The organism is Cellulomonas sp. Leaf334 (assembly GCF_001424195.1).
In the GTDB taxonomy this organism is placed as follows: Bacteria; Actinomycetota; Actinomycetes; order Actinomycetales; family Cellulomonadaceae; genus Cellulomonas.
The window spans coordinates 252,410-269,666 of record NZ_LMOO01000007.1; the positions used below are offsets into that span (position 1 = coordinate 252,410).

18 protein-coding genes are annotated in these 17,257 nt (G+C 72.5%); 6 read left to right on the top strand and 12 right to left on the bottom strand.

Annotated elements, in window-relative coordinates; genetic code table 11:
* Nucleotides 1-11 precede the first annotated feature (11 nt).
* Nucleotides 12-815, top strand: a complete 804-nt coding sequence (hisN, locus tag ASF78_RS17570; RefSeq protein ID WP_056592498.1) for a histidinol-phosphatase — start codon at nt 12-14, stop codon at nt 813-815.
* A 28-nt stretch (nt 816-843) separates the two neighbouring features.
* A complete protein-coding gene (locus ASF78_RS17575) occupies nt 844-1,584 on the top strand; it encodes a class I SAM-dependent methyltransferase (RefSeq protein ID WP_056592501.1) in 741 nt (246 codons plus the stop codon).
* On the opposite strand, the gene ASF78_RS17580 is transcribed toward ASF78_RS17575, so the two are convergent.
* The 4 genes from ASF78_RS17580 to ASF78_RS17595 all read right to left on the bottom strand — a co-directional run bounded on the left by ASF78_RS17580 (nt 1,581) and on the right by ASF78_RS17595 (nt 5,493).
* Nucleotides 1,581-2,309: an HAD family hydrolase gene (locus ASF78_RS17580; protein WP_056592504.1), complete on the bottom strand. Its 729-nt coding sequence runs from the start codon at nt 2,307-2,309 to the stop codon at nt 1,581-1,583. The two genes, ASF78_RS17575 and ASF78_RS17580, sit on opposite strands and share 4 nt — an antisense overlap.
* A complete protein-coding gene (gene gltX, locus ASF78_RS17585; RefSeq protein WP_056592505.1) occupies nt 2,309-3,796 on the bottom strand; it encodes a glutamate--tRNA ligase in 1,488 nt (495 codons plus the stop codon). The genes ASF78_RS17580 and gltX overlap by 1 nt, the downstream gene beginning before the upstream one ends.
* Nucleotides 3,797-3,871: 75 nt before the next feature.
* Nucleotides 3,872-4,657, bottom strand: a complete 786-nt coding sequence (locus ASF78_RS17590; RefSeq protein ID WP_056592508.1) for a fumarylacetoacetate hydrolase family protein — start codon at nt 4,655-4,657, stop codon at nt 3,872-3,874.
* Nucleotides 4,658-4,671: 14 nt separating this feature from the next.
* Entirely contained in the window at nt 4,672-5,493 is an 822-nt protein-coding gene (locus tag ASF78_RS17595; RefSeq protein WP_056592511.1) for a methyltransferase domain-containing protein, read from the bottom strand.
* 101 nt (nt 5,494-5,594) lie between these two features.
* Here ASF78_RS17595 and ASF78_RS17600 point away from each other — a divergent pair, with 101 nt between their 5' ends.
* Nucleotides 5,595-6,653 (top strand): heparan-alpha-glucosaminide N-acetyltransferase domain-containing protein, encoded by a 1,059-nt coding sequence (locus ASF78_RS17600; protein ID WP_056592514.1) that lies wholly within the window; start codon nt 5,595-5,597, stop codon nt 6,651-6,653.
* On the opposite strand, the gene ASF78_RS17605 is transcribed toward ASF78_RS17600, so the two are convergent.
* The 3 genes from ASF78_RS17605 to ASF78_RS17615 all read right to left on the bottom strand — a co-directional run bounded on the left by ASF78_RS17605 (nt 6,638) and on the right by ASF78_RS17615 (nt 9,018).
* A complete protein-coding gene (locus ASF78_RS17605; protein WP_056592516.1) occupies nt 6,638-8,020 on the bottom strand; it encodes a hypothetical protein in 1,383 nt (460 codons plus the stop codon). The two genes, ASF78_RS17600 and ASF78_RS17605, sit on opposite strands and share 16 nt — an antisense overlap.
* Nucleotides 8,010-8,564, bottom strand: coding sequence for an RNA polymerase sigma factor (locus ASF78_RS17610; protein ID WP_056592519.1), 555 nt, complete (start codon nt 8,562-8,564; stop codon nt 8,010-8,012). Before ASF78_RS17610 ends, ASF78_RS17605 begins: the two co-directional genes overlap by 11 nt.
* A gap of 67 nt (nt 8,565-8,631) precedes the next feature.
* Nucleotides 8,632-9,018 carry a DUF1304 domain-containing protein gene (locus tag ASF78_RS17615; protein WP_056592521.1) on the bottom strand — a complete coding sequence of 129 codons (387 nt, stop codon included), beginning with the start codon at nt 9,016-9,018 and terminating at the stop codon, nt 8,632-8,634.
* 36 nt (nt 9,019-9,054) lie between these two features.
* Here ASF78_RS17615 and ASF78_RS17620 point away from each other — a divergent pair, with 36 nt between their 5' ends.
* Entirely contained in the window at nt 9,055-9,921 is an 867-nt protein-coding gene (locus tag ASF78_RS17620; protein ID WP_200940642.1) for a 3-methyladenine DNA glycosylase, read from the top strand.
* Nucleotides 9,922-9,930: 9 nt separating this feature from the next.
* Here the strand turns inward: ASF78_RS17620 and ASF78_RS22830 are convergent, their stop codons facing one another.
* On the bottom strand, nt 9,931-10,935 hold the full coding sequence (locus ASF78_RS22830) for a TM2 domain-containing protein (protein ID WP_200940643.1): 1,005 nt from the start codon (nt 10,933-10,935) through the stop codon (nt 9,931-9,933).
* 325 nt (nt 10,936-11,260) lie between these two features.
* Between ASF78_RS22830 and ASF78_RS17630 the strand changes: the two genes are divergently transcribed.
* The gene (locus ASF78_RS17630; RefSeq protein WP_056592525.1) at nt 11,261-11,839 is read left to right on the top strand and encodes a hypothetical protein; all 579 of its coding nucleotides are present in this window, start codon (nt 11,261-11,263) and stop codon (nt 11,837-11,839) included.
* 24 nt (nt 11,840-11,863) lie between these two features.
* Here ASF78_RS17630 and ASF78_RS17635 read toward each other — a convergent pair whose 3' ends face one another.
* The 4 genes from ASF78_RS17635 to rnhA all read right to left on the bottom strand — a co-directional run bounded on the left by ASF78_RS17635 (nt 11,864) and on the right by rnhA (nt 14,680).
* Nucleotides 11,864-12,496 (bottom strand): hypothetical protein, encoded by a 633-nt coding sequence (locus tag ASF78_RS17635; protein WP_056592527.1) that lies wholly within the window; start codon nt 12,494-12,496, stop codon nt 11,864-11,866.
* 70 nt (nt 12,497-12,566) lie between these two features.
* The gene (locus ASF78_RS17640) at nt 12,567-13,301 is read right to left on the bottom strand and encodes a glutamine amidotransferase (protein ID WP_056592530.1); all 735 of its coding nucleotides are present in this window, start codon (nt 13,299-13,301) and stop codon (nt 12,567-12,569) included.
* Nucleotides 13,298-14,173 carry an oxygenase MpaB family protein gene (locus ASF78_RS17645; protein WP_235518669.1) on the bottom strand — a complete coding sequence of 292 codons (876 nt, stop codon included), beginning with the start codon at nt 14,171-14,173 and terminating at the stop codon, nt 13,298-13,300. The genes ASF78_RS17640 and ASF78_RS17645 overlap by 4 nt, the downstream gene beginning before the upstream one ends.
* Nucleotides 14,174-14,191: 18 nt before the next feature.
* A complete protein-coding gene (gene rnhA, locus ASF78_RS17650) occupies nt 14,192-14,680 on the bottom strand; it encodes a ribonuclease HI (RefSeq protein WP_056592533.1) in 489 nt (162 codons plus the stop codon).
* Nucleotides 14,681-14,689: 9 nt separating this feature from the next.
* Between rnhA and ASF78_RS17655 the strand changes: the two genes are divergently transcribed.
* Complete coding sequence (locus ASF78_RS17655; RefSeq protein ID WP_056592535.1) at nt 14,690-17,254, top strand: RNA helicase; 2,565 nt, start codon at nt 14,690-14,692, stop codon at nt 17,252-17,254.
* The last annotated feature ends 3 nt before the right edge of the window (nt 17,255-17,257 follow it).

Below are 17,257 nucleotides of genomic sequence, written 5' to 3' on the forward strand. Positions count from 1 at the left end.
CGGTGTCGGGCATGAGCCTGCGCCCCGGGTACGACGACGACCTGCGCCTCGCCCACGTGATCGCGGACCAGGTCGACTCGTGGACCATGTCCCGGTTCAAGGCGCAGGACCTGCACGTGGAGACGAAGCCCGATCTGACCCCCGTGTCCGATGCCGACAAGACGGCGGAGGAGATCGTGCGCGGTCAGCTGTCCCGGGCGCGACCGCGCGACGCCGTGCACGGCGAGGAGATGGGCGACACGGGCCACGGGCCACGACGCTGGATCATCGACCCGATCGACGGGACGAAGAACTTCGTCCGCGGCGTGCCCGTGTGGGCCACGCTCATCGGGCTGCTGGACGGTGACCAGGTGGTGGTGGGCGTCGTCAGCGCCCCCGCGCTCGGCCGCCGGTGGTGGGCCGCGCAGGGCTCGGGGGCGTGGACGGGCAAGTCGCTCGCGGCCGCGAGCCAGCTCCACGTGTCCGGCGTCGACCGTCTCGAGGACGCGTCGCTCTCCTACTCGTCGCTGGGCGGCTGGGAGGAGCGCGGGCAGCTGGACGCCTTCCTCGACCTGTCCCGGCGCACCTGGCGGACGCGGGCGTACGGCGACTTCTGGTCGCACGTGCTGGTCGCGGAGGGCGCCGTGGACCTGTCCGCGGAGCCGGAGCTCGCGCTGCACGACATGGCGGCGCTCGTGCCGATCGTCACCGAGGCCGGCGGGATGTTCACGTCGATCCGGGGCGTGCCGGGTCCGTTCGGGGGGTCGGCACTGGTGTCCAACGGGAAGCTCCACCAGGCCGCCCTGGAGTACCTGGACCCGCTGCCCGAGGCGTGACGTCCCGGTCCAGGGCACGATCGGTGCCATGAGCACCGACGACCGCGACGACCGGGCCGCCTCCTTCGACCGTGCGGCGGCCGTCTACCAGGCGACCCGGCCGGGCTACCCGGAGGAGGCCGTCCGCTGGTCCGTCCCGGACGGGGCCCGTGACGTCCTGGACCTGGCCGCGGGGACCGGCAAGCTCACGGAGCGGCTGGTGGCGCTCGGCTGGCACGTCGTCGCCGTCGAGCCGTCCGACGCGATGCGTGCCGAGCTGACCGCCGTCCTCCCCGACGTGGAGGCGTTCGCCGGCACCGCCGAGCGCACCGGCCTGCCGACCGCGTCGGTGGACGCCGTCACCATCGCGCAGGCGTGGCACTGGGTGGACCCGCCGGCCGCGTCCGCAGAGATCGCCCGCGTCCTGCGTCCCGGTGGCCAGGTCGCCCCGCTGTGGAACGTGCGCGACGAGGAGACCGACTGGGTCGCCCGGTGGACGGAGATCGTGCACCGGGGCGACGGCCTGGAGACGAGCTACGGCGATCCCGCGCTCGGCGACGCGTTCACCGAGCCCGAGCACACCACCTTCCACTGGGCGCAGCGGCTGCGCGCCGCCGACCTGCGCACCCTCGCCGCGAGCCGCAGCCACCTGATCCTGCTGCCGCCCGACGAGCGCGACGCGCTGCTCGACGAGATCGACCGCCTCGTCGCGACCCACCCGGACCTGCGCGGCCGGGAGTGGATCGACGTGCCGTACCGCACGGAGTGCTACCGGGCGCGACTGCGCTAGAGGCCGATCGCCGCCGGGAGAGCGTCGAGGGACTCGATGACGACGACGTCCGCCGCCGCGATCTCCGCGTCCGTCAGGGGCAGCCGACGCCCGCCGGGCCGGTCGACCCAGATGCCGAGCAGCCCGGCCGCCCGGGCGGCCACCGCGTCGACGTCGAGCTCGTCGCCCACGTACGCGGTGCGCTCGGGAGCCGTCCCCAGCCGTCGGCACGCCTCGACGAACACGCGCGGGTCGGGCTTGCCGACGCCCAGCGTGTCGACGCCGACCAGCATCGGCACGCGGTCGAGCAGGGCCACGTGTTCGAGCTTGGTGGTCTGGAGCGCGACGGAGGCGTTGGACAGCGCGCCGACCGCGAGACCGGCCGCGAGGAGCTTGTCGACGACCACGTCGACCTCCGGGTGGGCGGTCCACCCGTCGGCGAACGCCTGCTGGAACGTCTCGTCCCAGACCGCGAACGCGGCGGCGTCCAGGACCGGTCCGCCGAACTGCGCGTGCAGCTCGTTGGCCCGCGTCATCCGCTGCTCGACGAAGCCGACCTCGCCGCGCGTGTACGCCGCGTAGTGCCCTCCGACATCCGCCCGCCAGACCGTCACGAGGTCCGGGTAGCGCTCGGGCGGCAGGTCGGGCAGGTACCGACGGGCGGCGTTGGACAGGGCGTGCCCGAACGCACCGCGCGTGTCGACGAGGGTGTCGTCGATGTCGAACAGGACGCCGTCGACGCGCATCACAGCGCCGCGCGCAGGGCCGCGATCCGCGCGAGCGTGGACGCCTTGCCCAGGATCTCCATCGACTCGAACAGCGGCGGCGAGATGCGACGGCCGCTCAGCGCCACGCGCAGCGGCGTGAACGCGAGACGCGGCTTGATCCCGAGGCCGTCGACGAGCGCCGCCTGCAGAGCCTCCTGCGTCGCGGCCGTGGTGAAGTCGTCGATCCCCGCCAGCGCGCTCGCCGCGGCGTCGAGCACCGCGCCGGACTCCTCGCGCAGTGCCCCACGCGCGTCGTCGGCGATCTCGAGGGCGTCGTCGGCGACGAACAGGAAGCCGAGCATGCCGACCGCCTCGCCCAGCAGCGTGATCCGCTCCTGGATGAGAGGTGCGCCCGCGTCGAGCAGCGCGCGGTGCTCCGCGGACAGGTCCGCGTACGCGTCCGTGGGGACCAGGCCGCCACGGTGCAGGTACGGGACCAGCCGGTCGCGGAAGTCGTCGGGCGCCAGCAGCCGGAGGTGCGCGGAGTTGATGGCCTCGGCCTTCTTCACATCGAAGCGCGCCGGGTTCGGGTTGACGTCGGCCACATCGAACGCGGCCGTCATCTCCGCCATCGAGAAGATGTCCCGGTCCGGCCCGATCGACCAGCCGAGCAGCGCGAGGTAGTTGAGCAGGCCCTCGGGGGTGAAGCCGTTGTCCCGGTGCAGGAACAGGTTGGACTCCGGGTCGCGCTTCGACAGCTTCTTGTTGCCGTCGCCGAGCACCGACGGCAGGTGCGCGAACACGGGCTCACCGGTCCCGACACCGATCTCCAGAAGCGCGCGGTACAGCGCGATCTGCCGGGGCGTCGACGACAGCAGCTCGTCCCCGCGCAGGACGTGCGTGATGCCCATGAGAGCGTCGTCCACCGGGTTGACCAGCGTGTAGAGCGGCTGGCCGTTGGCGCGCACGATGACGAAGTCCGGCACCGATCCGGCCTTGAACGTCACCTCGCCGCGCACGAGGTCGGCGAACGTCAGGTCCTCGTCGGGCATCCGCAGGCGCAGGACCGGCTCCCGACCCTCGGCGCGGAACGCGGCCTTCTGCTCGTCGGTCAGGTCCCGGTCGACGCCGTCGTAGCCCAGCTTCGGGTCCCGGCCGGCGGCCTTGTGGCGCGCCTCGATCTCCTCCGGAGAGGAGAACGACTCGTACGCGTGCCCGCCCTCGACCAGCCGGCGGACCACGTCCGCGTACAGGTCCATCCGCTGCGACTGCCGGTACGGCTCGTGCGGGCCGCCCACCTCGACGCCCTCGTCCCAGTCCAGCCCCAGCCAGCGCAGCGCGTCGAGCAGCTGGAGGTAGGACTCCTGCGAGTCGCGCGCCGCGTCCGTGTCCTCGATGCGGAAGACGAACGTGCCCCCCGTGTGGCGCGCGTACGCCCAGTTGAACAGGGCCGTCCGGATCAGGCCGACGTGCGGCGTACCGGTGGGCGACGGGCAGAAGCGGACACGCACGGCTGAGGAAGTCACGGGCTCCAGGTTAGTGGCGGCGCAGGACCCGGTTGCGCAGCGTGCTCGACTTTCCGCGTCCGTCCGCGTGAAGACTCAGTGGCGGCGCAGGACGGGGTTGCGCAGCACGCCGATCTCCTCGACCTCGACCTCGACGACGTCCCGGTCGACGATCGGGCTCACGCCCGCGGGGGTGCCCGTGAGGATGAGGTCACCGGGCAGGAGGGTGAACACCTCGGACACGTAGGAGACGAGGTAGGCCGCGTCGAAGATCATCTGCGAGGTGCGGCCGTCCTGCTTCGTCTCGCCGTTGACGCGGGCGCGGACGTACAGGTCGTCGACGTCGAGGCCGGGCACGATCCACGGGCCGACCGGGCAGGAGCCGTCGAACCCCTTGGCGCGGGTCCACTGGGCGTCGGCCCGCTGGGCGTCGCGGGCGGTGACGTCGTTGGCGACGGTGAAGCCGAAGACGTAGTCCAGGGCGCGGTCCGGGGGGACGTCCTTGGTCACCTTGCCGATCACGATGGCGAGCTCGGCCTCGTGCTCGACGTGCTCGGTCCAGTCGGGCAGGACGATCGGGTCGTCCGGGCCGATGACGGAGGTGTTCGGCTTGAGGAAGAGCAGCGGCGCGGGCGGCAGCTCGTTGCCCATCTCGGCGGCGTGCTCGGCGTAGTTGCGGCCGACGCCGATGATCTTGGAGCGTGGGATGACAGGGGCCAACAGGCGGACGCTGTCGTCGTCGAGCCGGATCTGCTCCCCCGTCGGCTGGACCGGGGTGTAGAGCGGGTCACCGGTGATGACCACGAGCTCCTCGGAGCCGGGGGCTCCGTCGACCAGGGCGTAACGGGGGTCTCCCCCGGTGGTGAACCTTGCGATGCGCACGTCGGCAGCCTATGTCAGGCCCGGGCGAGCACCTCGCCGTGCAGCACCGCGAACCAGCCGTCGGGCTGCTTGCCCCACTCGCGCCACGCGTCGGCGAGCAGCTCGAGGCCGACCTCGTCGGCGAGGCCGTGCGCGATGGCCTGCGCGGCGAAGTTGGAGGCGACCGAGCGGTCCGCCCACAGCCCGGCCCACCAGGCGCGGTCCTCGGGGGTGGCGTAGCACCACACACCGGCGCTGGGCACGATGCCGTCCGGCTCGAACCCGGCCTCGCGCACCCACGACAGCAGCTTGCGGCCCGCGTTCGCGTCGGCCTCGTTGGCCTGCGTGACCTCGTGGTAGAGCGCGAGCCACTCGTCCAGGCCGTCCGACTGCGGGTACCAGGTCATGCCCGAGTAGTCGGCGTCGCGCACCGCGACCACCCCGCCCGGCCGCGTCACGCGGCGCATCTCGCGCAGGGCCGCGATGGGGTCCGTGAGGTGCTGGAGCACCTGGTGGGCGTGCACGACGTCGAACGAGTCGTCGGCGAACGGCAGCTCGTACGCGTCGGCCACCTGGAACGTCACGTTGTCCGCGCCCGCGTCCGCGGCAGCCTTCTGCGCGATCTCCACGACGGCGGCGGAGGTGTCGACGCCGACGACCTCGCCCGGCTCCAAGCGGGCCGCCAGGTCGATCGTGACCGAGCCCGGGCCGCAGCCCACGTCCAGCAGCCGGGTACCCGGGACGAGGGCCGGCAGCAGGTAGGCCGCCGAGTTCTCGGCGGTGCGCCAGCGGTGCGAGCGCAGCACGGACTCGTGGTGCCCGTGGGTGTACACGTCGGGGTGCGTCGGGGAGTTCACATCGAACTGTAATCATCGATGAGGCTCCGAGTTCAATAACCGGGACGAACCGTTTCGACATGCGAGATTGCGCGCCTCGTCCGGCTCGCTAGCATCCCTCCATGCGCCGCATCGTGGGGATCGACGTCGCCCGTGGCCTCGCGGTGCTCGGGATGATGACCGCGCACGTCGGTCCCGACGACCGCGGCCCCGTCCCCCCGGGGGGCTTCTCGCAGCTGGCGGACGGCCGGCCGGCCGCGTTGTTCGTCGTCCTGGCCGGCCTGTCGCTGGCGCTGCTCTCCGGCAGCGCGAACCCCGTGACAGGTACCCGACTCGTCCAGGCGCGCGTGCGCATCCTCGTGCGGGCGCTGCTCCTGTTCGCGCTCGGGGCGCTCCTCGTGATCCTGGCGACGCCGGTCGTGGTGATCCTGCCGACGTACGGGTTGCTCTTCGCCCTCGGCTGCGTGGCGCTGCGGTGGTCGCGGGCTGCACTCCTGACCGCCGCCGGGGTCGTCGCCGTCGTCGGCCCCCCGGTGGGCCAGGCAGTCGCCGACGCCCTCGAGGACGCCCGGCCGACCGTGCTCACCGAGATCACCGTCGGCCACTACTACCCGGCCATCGTCTGGACGGCGTACCTGCTGGTCGGGCTCGCGATCGGCCGCAGCGACCTGCGCTCCACCCGGCTGCGAGGCCTCGGCGCGCTGGCCGGCGTGGGGCTCGTGATCCTGGGGCACGGCGGCTCGTGGGTCGCGCTGCACGTGCTGGGCTGGCCCGCGGCGCTGGCGACCGCCGAGCCGCACTCGTCGACCACGTTCGAGGTCGTCGGCAACGTCGGCGTCGCGCTGCTGGTGATCTCCGGCTGCCTCGTCGTCGGCGACCGGTGGCCGCGGGTCCTCGCGCCCCTGGCGGCGGTCGGGTCGCTCGCGCTGACCGCGTACACCGTGCACATCGTCGTCATCGCCGTCCTCGGGCACGGCGTCGTCTACCAGGCGACCGTCGAGGTGTGGCTCGCGTTCCTCCTCACGACGATCGCGCTGTGCTGGCTCTGGGTCGTGGCCGTCGGGCGCGGGCCGTTCGAGTGGGTGCTGCACCGGGTGTCGACGAAGGCCGCGGACATCGCGCCCGACGTCCTGCCGACGCCTCCGCCCGTCACCGAGACCGCCGATCAGGCGCACTCGTAGACGACGTGGAGGGCGTCGGACCGCATCCCGAGCAGCCACTCTCCGGCCGGCCCCTGCATCGCGAACAGCGCGTTCGCCTGCAGGAACGCGTCGTCGGACGTGTAGGGGTAGCCCGCGGCGGCACCGTGCACCGCACCGTACTCGTCGCCCTCGACCCCCTCCGGTGCGATCGTCGAGGACGCCTCCTCCTGCCAGGCCCGCACCGCCCGGGAGAGCGGGTTGCCTCCCGCGACCGGCACGTAGACCCGGTGACCGCCGGGGGTCGTCCCGGCCGGCCGCCAGTCGCCGGGCACGTGCGAGGCCGCCTCCGAGAACGACGTCCACGCGCAGGCGTACCCGCCGGGTGCCACGGTGCGCACCACCCGGTCGTCGTCGGCATCGGCCGACGCCGACCGCTCGACGCCGTCGTCCCATGAGATCGCCGCGAACTCGCCACCCGGCACGTCCTGGGGGTCGAGCCGCACGAACGTGCCGAACGGCGTGGCGACCCCGTAGGTGAGGTTCGTCAGGCCCGAGACCTCCGACGTCGTCACCCGCGCGACGACGGCGACCGGGCCGAGCTGCCGCAGCACCCGCTGCTCGTACTCCGCGTCGACGATCGGGACCGCGTCGCCGTACAGCGCGAACCCGGACTCGGGCGATCGCGCGGTACCGGTGGTGGTCACCGTGAAGCCGTCGCCCAGGTCGACCGCCGCGGGCAGGGTGAGCGTGTCGTAGAACGTGTCCACGTCCCGCACCACGCCCGGGGGCGGCACGTAGTTCGGCTCGTCGGCGCACGCGTCGACGGTCCGCGCGCTCGGGCACGCGATCAGGCGCGCACCCTGCGGGCCCACCTCGAACAGGCCGTCGACGTGCCAGGAGCCCCCGAACTCCCAGGCGGTGAGGTAGATCGACGCCTCACCGTGCGTGCCGACGAGGTACGCAGGAGCGGGTTCGCCGTCGATCCGGCGGAGCTCGGGGACGTCCGGGACCAGGGTCGGCGTCTGCCACACCTCGCCCGTGCGGGGCGCGGCGAGCCGCGCGAGCACGGCGGCGTCGTCGATCGACTCCTCCCGCACCACCGGTCCCGTCGGCGCCGCGTCCTGTGTCGGCGTCGTCGTCGGTGTGGTCGTCGGGCTCGTCGTGACGGTCGGCGTCACGACGGGTTCCACGGGCTCCGGGGCTCGCTCGCCCAGCCCGAACCACAGGCCGACGCCGAGCACCCCCACCGCCCCGACCCCGGCGAAGGACTCGGCCGTCCGCCGCACGATCCGGCGACGACGGGCCGCGGCCCGGACCAGACCCAGCCGGCCCCCGTCGAGTGACGGCACGGACCCCTCGATGTCGTTCGACGCCCGGGCGAGCAGGGCGTGCAGCTCATCGCTCATGGCGCACCTCCGTCGTGTCCAGGGTCCGCACAGCGATCCGTTCACCGGCGTCCGCCGTGCTGCCGAGCTGCGCGTTCAGGCGCGTGAGCCCGTCGGACGTGTACCGCTTGACCGCACCCTCGGACAGACCGAGGACGGAGGCGGTCTCGGCGACGGACAGGTCCTCCATCTGCCGCAGCACCACGCACGCGCGCTCCCGCGGGCTGAGCGCCGCGAGCGCCCGGACCACGTCCGCGCCGGGAAGCCGGTCGGTGTCGACCACGGTGTTCGGCGTCTGCGCGGCTGCCCGTGCCAGGAGGCGCGCCTCGCGGGTCCTGCGCCGCCCGGCGTCGATCGCGCGGGATGCGATCGCCCGCCGCACGTACGCCTCGGCCTGCTCGACCGACCCGAACCGCGCCCGCCCGGAGAACGCCGCGATCAGCGACTCCTGCACGAGGTCCTGGGCGTCGGACGGCGACGCCGAGACCAGCGTCGCGTGCGCCACGAGGCGTTGGTAGCGCTCACGCGCGACCTGCTCCAGCAGGTCCTCCCACCGTCTGCTCACCCCATGCACCCCTTCGACGACGACGTCCTGAACCCATAACGCCTGTCGCCCGTCACGGCGTTGGGGTCTACGCGAGGAGGGCGGCCACCGCGAGCACGACGGCGAGCAGCGGGAAGGCGCCCTGCGTGACGGCAGCGCGGGCCATGGCGCGGTTCGTCGCGACGAGGACGAGGGCGGCAGCGAGCATCGACCCGCACCCGAACAGCACCAGGGCGAGACCGACCGTCTCCTGGCCCGCGAGCGCGAGGACGACGCCGACCAGCGCGCCGACGGCGAGGAACAGGTTGTAGAAGCCCTGGTTGTAGGCCCATGGCTTGACCGCGGGCACGTCCTCGGTGCGTGTGCGGAACCGCGCGTGGACCTCGGGGCGCTCGAACATCACCGACTCGTACACGAAGAAGAGGATGTGCAGCAGGGCGGCGAGGACGGCGAAGACCGACGCGATGATGACCACAGGGGCAGTGTGGCAGCCTCGCCTACCCTGGTGGGTGTGCCAGTGACCGCTCCTCCCGTGCTCGACGCCGCGACGTGGCAGTCGCTCGCCGACGCGCACGCACAGCGGGCGGACGCCTTCACGGCCGGCCGACGGGAACGCCGGTCGCGTCAGCAGAAGCACGCGATCGAGGACTTCCTGTTCGAGTACTACCCGGTGACGCCCGCGGCGTTGCGTCGCTGGCACCCGGGTGTCGGGGTCGCACTGGCCACCCCTGCCCCGCACGCGGACTGGCGCTGGTACCGGACCACCGACGGCACGGCGACCCTCGACGTCGACGCGTTCGTCACCGACCGCGGCGACGCCGTGCGGTTCATCCACGGCCTCCTGACCGCGACCCTCGGCCGTCCCGCGCTGACCGGCTGCTTCGGCCTGCACGAGTGGGCGATGGTGTACCGGGAGACCGACGAGCACCGGCACCCGCTCCCCCTGCGGCTCGGCGCAGCCGGCACCGACGCCGTCGTCGAGACGCACAAGATCCGCTGCACCCACTTCGACGCCTACCGGTTCTTCACGCCCGACGCCGTGGAGCTCAACACGCTGCGACCGACGCGCGGCTCGATGACCGCGATGGAGCAGCCCGGCTGTCTGCACGCCGGGATGGACGTCTACAAGTGGGCCACCAAGCTGGGGCCTGCCGTCTCCGGCAACCTCCTGCTCGACTGCTTCGAGCTCGCGCGCGACATCCGGACGCTCGACATGCGGGCCTCCCCGTACGACGTGACGACGTACGGGCTCGACCCGGTGACCATCGAGACGCCCGAGGGCAAGGCCGAGTACGTCGCGCGGCAGCGCGACTTCGCGGAGCGTGGCAACGCCTTGCGAGCACGGCTGGTCGCGGCGTGCGAGGCCGTGCTCGCCTGATCGGGGGCCTCAGCCGACCGTCAGGGTCCACTCGCCCTCGGCCTGGACAGAGATCACGGACGGGCCCGCACTCAGTGGGACAGTCCCCGAGTACGGACCGATCTCGTTGACCAGCAGGCCGCCCTCCAGCAGCCCTCGGGTCTCCCACACGACGAAGTTCCAGTCGCCCGGGTACGCCGTCGTGAGGGCACCGGCGGGACCGTCGTAGAGCCCGACTGTGTCCCCCGACCCGGCCGAGGCCAACGGTGCAGCGCTCGACACCGGCGCGACCGACACCGACCAGTTCCCGTCAGCCTTGATCTCCAGGGTCGTGGGCAGGGACGACGTGTCGCCGAACAGCGTCGCACCGGTGTATGCCCCGATCGCGTTGACGATGAGCTCGGTCGGGGTACCGCCCGTGTCCAGCACCGAGATCACGAAGTTGGCGTCGCCGTCGTGCGTGGCGCTGACGATCCCGGCGACGGCGCCCGCCGGCAGGGTCACCAGACCGTCGCCGGTCCCGGCCTGGCTGGCGGGCGCGAAGGTGCCGAACGTCTGGTCCGCCCACGCCTGGACCGTCACCGGCTCCTCGACCTCGGGCGACGGAGGGGCCGCGGCCTCCTCGGACTCCACGACCGCGGGCTCCTCGACGACCGGCCCGTTCTGCACCTCGTCGAGCACCAGGTTCGCCGTCCTGATGCCGTTGAGCACGACACTGAGGGCCGAGATCGCGATCAGGACCACCGTGATGACCCGAGCCACGTTCTTGTACTGGTCGTAGCCGTTGAGCTGCCGGTCGAGGTTGTCCCGCTGCGCGCCGACGACCACGAGGATCACGTCGACGAGGACCCAGATGCCGCAGCCTCCGAGCGTGACGAGCTTGAGCACGCCGGTGCCGACCTTGCCCAGGTAGAACCTGTCGACGCCGAACGTCCCGAGGAAGAAGGCGAACAGCCAGGTGGCCAGGAAGGACTTGGTCGAGACCTCCGCGTCGGGCGTGCGGTAGCTCGGCGGCGAACCAGGCAGGGCTGTCATCGTGTTCTCCCGGGAGATCCTGAGCCGTCTCGGCGGACGTAGACGGGAGACCGCGGCGCTGTCAGTCCTCCGACGGCGGTCACCGTAGCGGTCGCCGGCAGGCGGTCGTGCGGATCGCACCGGGGATGGGACGGTCCGTCGCCTCACCGAGCGGTAGACACGGTGTGCCCGGAGAGACGCCGTCGTCGAGACGCACAAGATCCGCAGCACCCACGTCGACGCCTACCCGTTCTTCACGCCCGATGTCGTGGAGCTTTCGGGGCCGATCGAGTGACATCGTCCGTACACTGCTCCACTCGCTGCGCAGCATCGCCATGATCGGTGCGTGCTGACCCGGCCTCGTGCGCTCACCTCGATCGTCGCCGTGCTCGCCCTGGCCGGAGGTGGCGTCGCCGCCTGGCAGCTGCACGCACCGCAGATCGAGCCGTTGGCCCCGCTCGCGGTCGAGACGCTGGCACCGGCGACGGGGATCGAGCTGCCGCACCGAGTCGTCGGCGGGGGAGGCACCGGTGGTCCGGCCTTCTCGTTCGACTCGCCGACGGAGGCCATGAGCGGGGGCAGCCAGCTCACGATCCCGCTCGCCGGGCTCCCCGCCAACAAGGTGGTCGTCCTCTGGGGGGAGCACGCCAGCACCTACGACGGCGGGCTCGCAGGGTTCATCGACTCGTTGCGTCGCGACCCCGAGGACTCGCACATGGAGCGGTTCGTGATCGAGCACAGCGCGCTCGGCATCGCGTACCGCCTCGACCTGACGGTGCCCACGGTGCCCGTCGGCTCACCGATGACGCGGTGGTACGTCGAGCACGACGGCATGATCTACACGTTCCAGTGGGTGCGCCCCGCCGGCGACGAGACGTCGCGCGACACGGTCGAGAGCATGATCGCCTCGTGGCGCTGGAGCTGACTCACGACCGGTCGCTGACAGGGCTCAGCCGTCGGTCCGGAGGTCCACCACGACCCGGGTCGGGTCCGTCAGCCCGAAGACGCGGAACGGGTGGGCCGCGGTCGTGGCGCCGAGGAACGCGAGGTGCTGCCCCTCGAACTGGCCGCGCACGTTGACCTCGCGCAGGACTGCGTACTCGGGCGTGAGGATCGGGTTCGGCCCGGCCCACTCCTCGATCCCCGTCATGTACGGCAGCTGCACCCCGAGCACGACCACCTGGAGGGTGCCGTCGCCTGCGATGTCCAGGCTGGTGTCGGCGGGGTCGTCGGTGGCGCCGTCGACGTAGCGCACCATCCATCCCGGGGTGCCGGTCCCGTCGAAGCGGAAGACCACCCGGTCGTAGCCCGGGTGCTGCCCGGTCGTCACGTCCGTGAGGGTCAGCGCCGCATCCGCGGACGCCGCCTGCTCGTCCGGTGCGACGTCGGCCGGGAAGGGGACCGGCTCGTCCGTCGTCGTGTCCTGCGTGGGGCTCGGCGTCACCGTCACCGAGGCGGTCGGCCCGGGCGAGCTCGTGGGCGGGGTGGTCGTCGACGGCGTCGCCGGAGGTGCCTGGTCCGCGCACGACGCGAGCAGCAGCGCGGCGCCGACGGCGACCAGCGCCGGGAGGGATCGGATCATGGGTTCTCCTCGTGTGGCCTCCCTGAACCGTAGGGCTCCGGGGCCGTCCGGTCCGGGCAGGACGCGTGGTTCAGGTCGCGCCGTACCGCCGCACGAACGCCTCCAGGATGCGCGACGGCGCCCAGACGTCGGCGCCGCGCACGCCGGCGACGACCTCGTCGTGCTCCTTCGGCTGGAAGTAGCCGTAGTCCCGGTAGACGCCGATGCGCGTGATGATGCCGGGCAGGTCGAGCTCGGGGTGGAACTGCGTGGCGTAGAGGTTCTCGCGCACCCGGAACATCTGCACGGGACACGTCGCGGACGACGCGAGCAGGACCGCGTCGGGCGGGAGCACGCTGCACGCCTCCTTGTGCCCGACGAACGCGTCGAACGAGTCCGGCAGCGACGCGAGCAACGGGTCCTGCCGGCCGGCGTCCGTGAGGGTGATGGTGACGGCGCTGATCGGCTCGGGGTACGTCCGGTCGATGACGCCGCCCTGGTGCACGCCCAGCGTGCCGACGCCGTAGCAGGCGCCGAGGAAGGGCCAGTCCCGGTCGACGATCTCGTCGAGGAGCGTCGACATCTCGGCCTCGACGCGGCGCTGGGCCGGCGACTTCTTCTCCTCGGGGGTGCTCGCGTCGTACGGGCTCCCACCGACCATCACCCCGTCGTAGTCGTCGAGCGCGACGGGCAGGAACGACGCCTGCTCCATGCGGACCCGCTCCAGCTCGTGAGCACGCAGACCGCCGAACCTCAGGAACGCCGCGTACTCCCCGTCGGCCGCGATGTCCTCCGCGCGTGAGCTGAGCAGGAGGAAGCGGGTCATCCGATGCCCGCCACCCGGCTGGCGTCGTCGGGTCCGAGCATCCACCGGATGGACCGGGTGGCCACCGCGCCGGCGGTCCGGGCAGCGCTCAGGCCGACCGGCCCGGGGCGCTCCAGGCCGAGAATGTCGAACGACCAGTCCGGCATCGACGCGACGGCCGCCCGGGCGAGCAGCGTGTAGCCGGGTCGCAGCGAGCGCGGGACCGGCGGCTCGTGCAGGAGGAAGTCGGCGGCGTCGCGTGCAGCGGCGGACGGGGCGAGAACCGGCCGGAACTCGTCGAGGGCCTTCTCCAGCTCGGCCACCGACTCCGGCACGCGCTCGGCTCCGAGCGCGACCGCCACCCGCGCCGCCTGCGCGAGGTACTCGTCGGCACCCGCCCGGTCGAGCGGTCGCTGCCCGTACACCCGGTGGGACCGCAGGAAGCTGTCGACCTCGGCGACGTGCACCCAGCGCAGCAGCGTCGGGTCGCCCGCGACGTACTCGATCCCGTCGGGCGTGACGCCGCGGATGCGGTCGTGCACGCTGCGGACGCGCTCGATCATGGCGGTGGCGTCGTCGATGGTGGCGAACGTCGTCGTGGCGATGAACGTGCTGGTCCGCGCCAGGCGGCCCCACGGGTCGCCGCGGTAGCCGGAGTGCGCCGCGACCGCCGCCATCGCCGCCGGGTGCAGGGACTGCAGGAGCAGGGCCCGCATCCCGCCGACGAACATCGACGCGTCGCCGTGCACGGTCCGGATGGGCGCGCCCGGCCCGAACCAGCGCGGTCCGGGCGTCCCGTGGATCCGTTCCCGGGTGGCCAGCCCGTCGGGTCCTGCGACGCGCAGGAACAGGGAGGTGCCTGCGCGGTCGCGCATCGAGTCGACGGGGCTCACGTCCCCATCCTGCGGCCGTCAGGCCCGGGCCCGCACCTGCTCGACGCCGCGGTTGGCCAACAGGTCGGCGCGCTCGTTGCCGGGATCCCCCGCGTGGCCCTTGACCCACACCCAGCGGACCGTGTGCCGGGCGACCTCGGCGTCGAGGGCCTCCCAGAGGTCCTGGTTCTTCACGGGCTTCTTGTCCCCCGTGCGCCAGCCGTTGCGCTTCCAGCCGGCGATCCACGTGGTGACGCCGTTCATGACGTACGTCGAGTCGACGTGCAGCGTGACGTCGCAGGGCTTGGTCAGCGCGCGCAGCCCCTCGATGACGGCGGTGAGCTCCATCCGGTTGTTGGTGGTGAGGACCTCCCCACCGAAGAGCTCGCGCTCGTGGGCTCCGTACCGCATCCAGGCGCCCCAGCCACCGACACCCGGGTTGCCCTTGCAGGCCCCGTCGGTCCACATCTCCACCGTCGGCCGCTCGCTCACGGCCCACACCCTAGACGCCGGTGCCCGTGGGACCATCGACGCACGATGAGCACCCGCACCCTGGCCGACCGCATCCCCGCAGATCCCACCGACCCCGACGCGCTGTACGAGGCGTTCACCGACTGGGCGACCGACCAGGGGCTCGCGCTGTACCCCCACCAGGACGAGGCGCTGCTCGAGCTGGTCACCGGTGCGCACGTGATCCTGTCGACGCCGACCGGGTCCGGGAAGTCGCTCGTCGCGGTCGCCGCCCACTTCGTGGCGCTGGCGCAGGGCCGACGGACCTACTACACCGCCCCGCTCAAGGCCCTGGTCAGCGAGAAGTTCTTCGCGCTCGTCGAGGCGTTCGGGTCCGCGAACGTCGGGATGATGACGGGCGACTCCGCGGTCAACCCGGGCGCCCCGATCATCTGCTGCACGGCCGAGATCCTGGCGAACGTGGCCCTGCGTGACGGTGACGACGCCGACGTGGGCCAGGTCGTCATGGACGAGTTCCACTTCTACGCGGACCCGCAGCGCGGCTGGGCGTGGCAGGTGCCGCTGCTGGAGCTGACGAAGGTCCAGTTCGTGCTCATGTCCGCGACGCTCGGCGACGTCGGCTTCTTCGCGGAGGACCTGACGCGCCGGACGCACCAGCCGGTCGCGGTCATCGCGAACGCCGAGCGTCCCGTGCCGCTGACGTTCTCCTACGCGGTCGAGCCGTTGCACGAGCTGCTCGACGAGCTGGTGAAGACCCGTCGCGCCCCCGTCTACGTCGTGCACTTCACGCAGAAGGAAGCCGTCGAGCGGGCGCAGTCGCTCATGTCGACGCCCCTGGCCAGCCGGGAGCAGCGGGACAGGATCGCCGACGAGATCGCGGGGTTCCGCTTCGGTCCGGGCTTCGGCCGCACCCTCAACCGGCTGCTGCGGCACGGGGTCGGCGTGCACCACGCGGGGATGCTGCCCAAGTACCGGCGGGTCGTCGAGCGCCTCACGCAGCGGGGTCTGCTGCCCGTGGTCTGCGGCACGGACACGCTCGGCGTCGGGATCAACGTCCCCATCCGCACGGTCCTGCTGACCAGCCTGGTGAAGTACGACGGCGTCCGCATGCGGCACCTGTCCGCGCGTGAGTTTCACCAGATCTCCGGCCGGGCCGGTCGCGCGGGGTTCGACACCGTCGGCGAGGTCATCATCCTGGCGCCGGAGCACGTGATCGAGAACCGCAAGCTGTTGGAGAAGGCCGGCGACGACCCTCGCAAGCTGAAGAAGATCATCCGGAAGAAGGCGCCGGAGGGTCACGTCAACTGGACCGACAAGACGTTCGAGCGCCTCCGCGACGCTCCGCCCGAGCCACTGACCAGCAGCTTCGCCGTGTCGCACGCGATGGTGCTGCACGTGCTGGCCCGCGAGGGCGACCCCGTCGCCGCGATGACGAAGCTGCTGACCGACAACCACGAGCCGGTCGGCGCGCAGGGCCGGCACGTCCGGCGCGCGATCGCCGTCTACCGGTCGCTGCGCGCCGCGGGCGTGATCGAGCGCCCCTGGGTCGAGGACCCGACCGCCCCCCACGGACGTCGCCGGGCGGTGCAGCTCACGGCGGAGCTGGCGCCGAACTTCGCGCTCAACCAGGCGCTGTCCCCCTTCGCGTACGCGGCGCTCGACCTGCTGGACCGTGACGACCCGGCGTACGCGCACGACGTCGTCTCCGTCATCGAGGCCACCCTCGACGACCCCCGCCAGGTGCTGTCCGCGCAGGAGAACAAGGCCCGCGGCGAGGCCGTCGCGCAGATGAAGTCCGACGGGCTCGAGTACGACCAGCGCATGGCCCTGCTCGAGGACGTCGGCTACCCGAAGCCGCTCGCCGAGCTGCTGGAGGCCATGTTCGTCACCTACCGGCAGACGAACCCGTGGGTCGCGGACCTGGCCCTGTCCCCCAAGTCCGTGGTGCGGGACATGCACGAGCGGGCGATGAGCTTCGCGGAGTACGTCGCGTTCTACCAGCTGGACCGCACCGAGGGCGTCCTGCTGCGCTACCTCGCCGACGCCTACCGCGCGCTGCGCCAGACCGTCCCCGAGGAGGCCCGCACCGAGGAGCTGTGGGAGATCATCGAGTGGCTGGGCGACCTGGTCCGGCGCACCGACTCCAGCCTGCTCGACGAGTGGGAGCGCCTGAGCAACCCCTTGGACGAGCACGGCGCCGACGCCCCCGGCGGGATCGACGAGGACGTGCCCGAGCCGATCACCGCCAACCCGCGCGTGTTCCGCGCGCTGGTGCGCGGTGCGCTGTTCCGCCGCGTCGAGCTGGCCGCGCGGGAGTTCTACGGCGGGCTCGCGCAGCTGGGTGACCTCGACGCGGAGGGCGACCCCTGGGACGCGGACCGCTGGCGGACCGCGCTCGACCCGTTCTACGACGAGCACGACGAGATCCTCACGGGTGCACCCGCGCGCGGTCCGGCCCTGTTCCAGGTGACGCCGGGCCGCGGGACCTGGCAGGTCCGGCAGCTCCTCGACGACCCCGAGGGCGACCACGACTGGCGCATCGACGCGGCCGTCGACCTCGCCGGCTCCGACGAGACGGGCGAGGTGCAGCTGCGGATCATCGCCGTGGGCCCCCTGGGCGATCTCACCTAGGTT

Coding starts and splice junctions, on each gene's coding strand:
- hisN (WP_056592498.1), top strand. CDS start 12: ATGAGCCTGCGCCCCGGGTACGACGACGACCTGCGCCTCGCCCACGTG.
- ASF78_RS17575 (WP_056592501.1), top strand. CDS start 844: ATGAGCACCGACGACCGCGACGACCGGGCCGCCTCCTTCGACCGTGCG.
- ASF78_RS17580 (WP_056592504.1), bottom strand. CDS start 2,309: ATGCGCGTCGACGGCGTCCTGTTCGACATCGACGACACCCTCGTCGAC.
- ASF78_RS17600 (WP_056592514.1), top strand. CDS start 5,595: ATGCGCCGCATCGTGGGGATCGACGTCGCCCGTGGCCTCGCGGTGCTC.
- ASF78_RS17605 (WP_056592516.1), bottom strand. CDS start 8,020: ATGAGCGATGAGCTGCACGCCCTGCTCGCCCGGGCGTCGAACGACATC.
- ASF78_RS22830 (WP_200940643.1), bottom strand. CDS start 10,935: ATGACAGCCCTGCCTGGTTCGCCGCCGAGCTACCGCACGCCCGACGCG.
- ASF78_RS17635 (WP_056592527.1), bottom strand. CDS start 12,496: ATGATCCGATCCCTCCCGGCGCTGGTCGCCGTCGGCGCCGCGCTGCTG.
- ASF78_RS17640 (WP_056592530.1), bottom strand. CDS start 13,301: ATGACCCGCTTCCTCCTGCTCAGCTCACGCGCGGAGGACATCGCGGCC.
- rnhA (WP_056592533.1), bottom strand. CDS start 14,680: ATGGTCCCACGGGCACCGGCGTCTAGGGTGTGGGCCGTGAGCGAGCGG.
- ASF78_RS17655 (WP_056592535.1), top strand. CDS start 14,690: ATGAGCACCCGCACCCTGGCCGACCGCATCCCCGCAGATCCCACCGAC.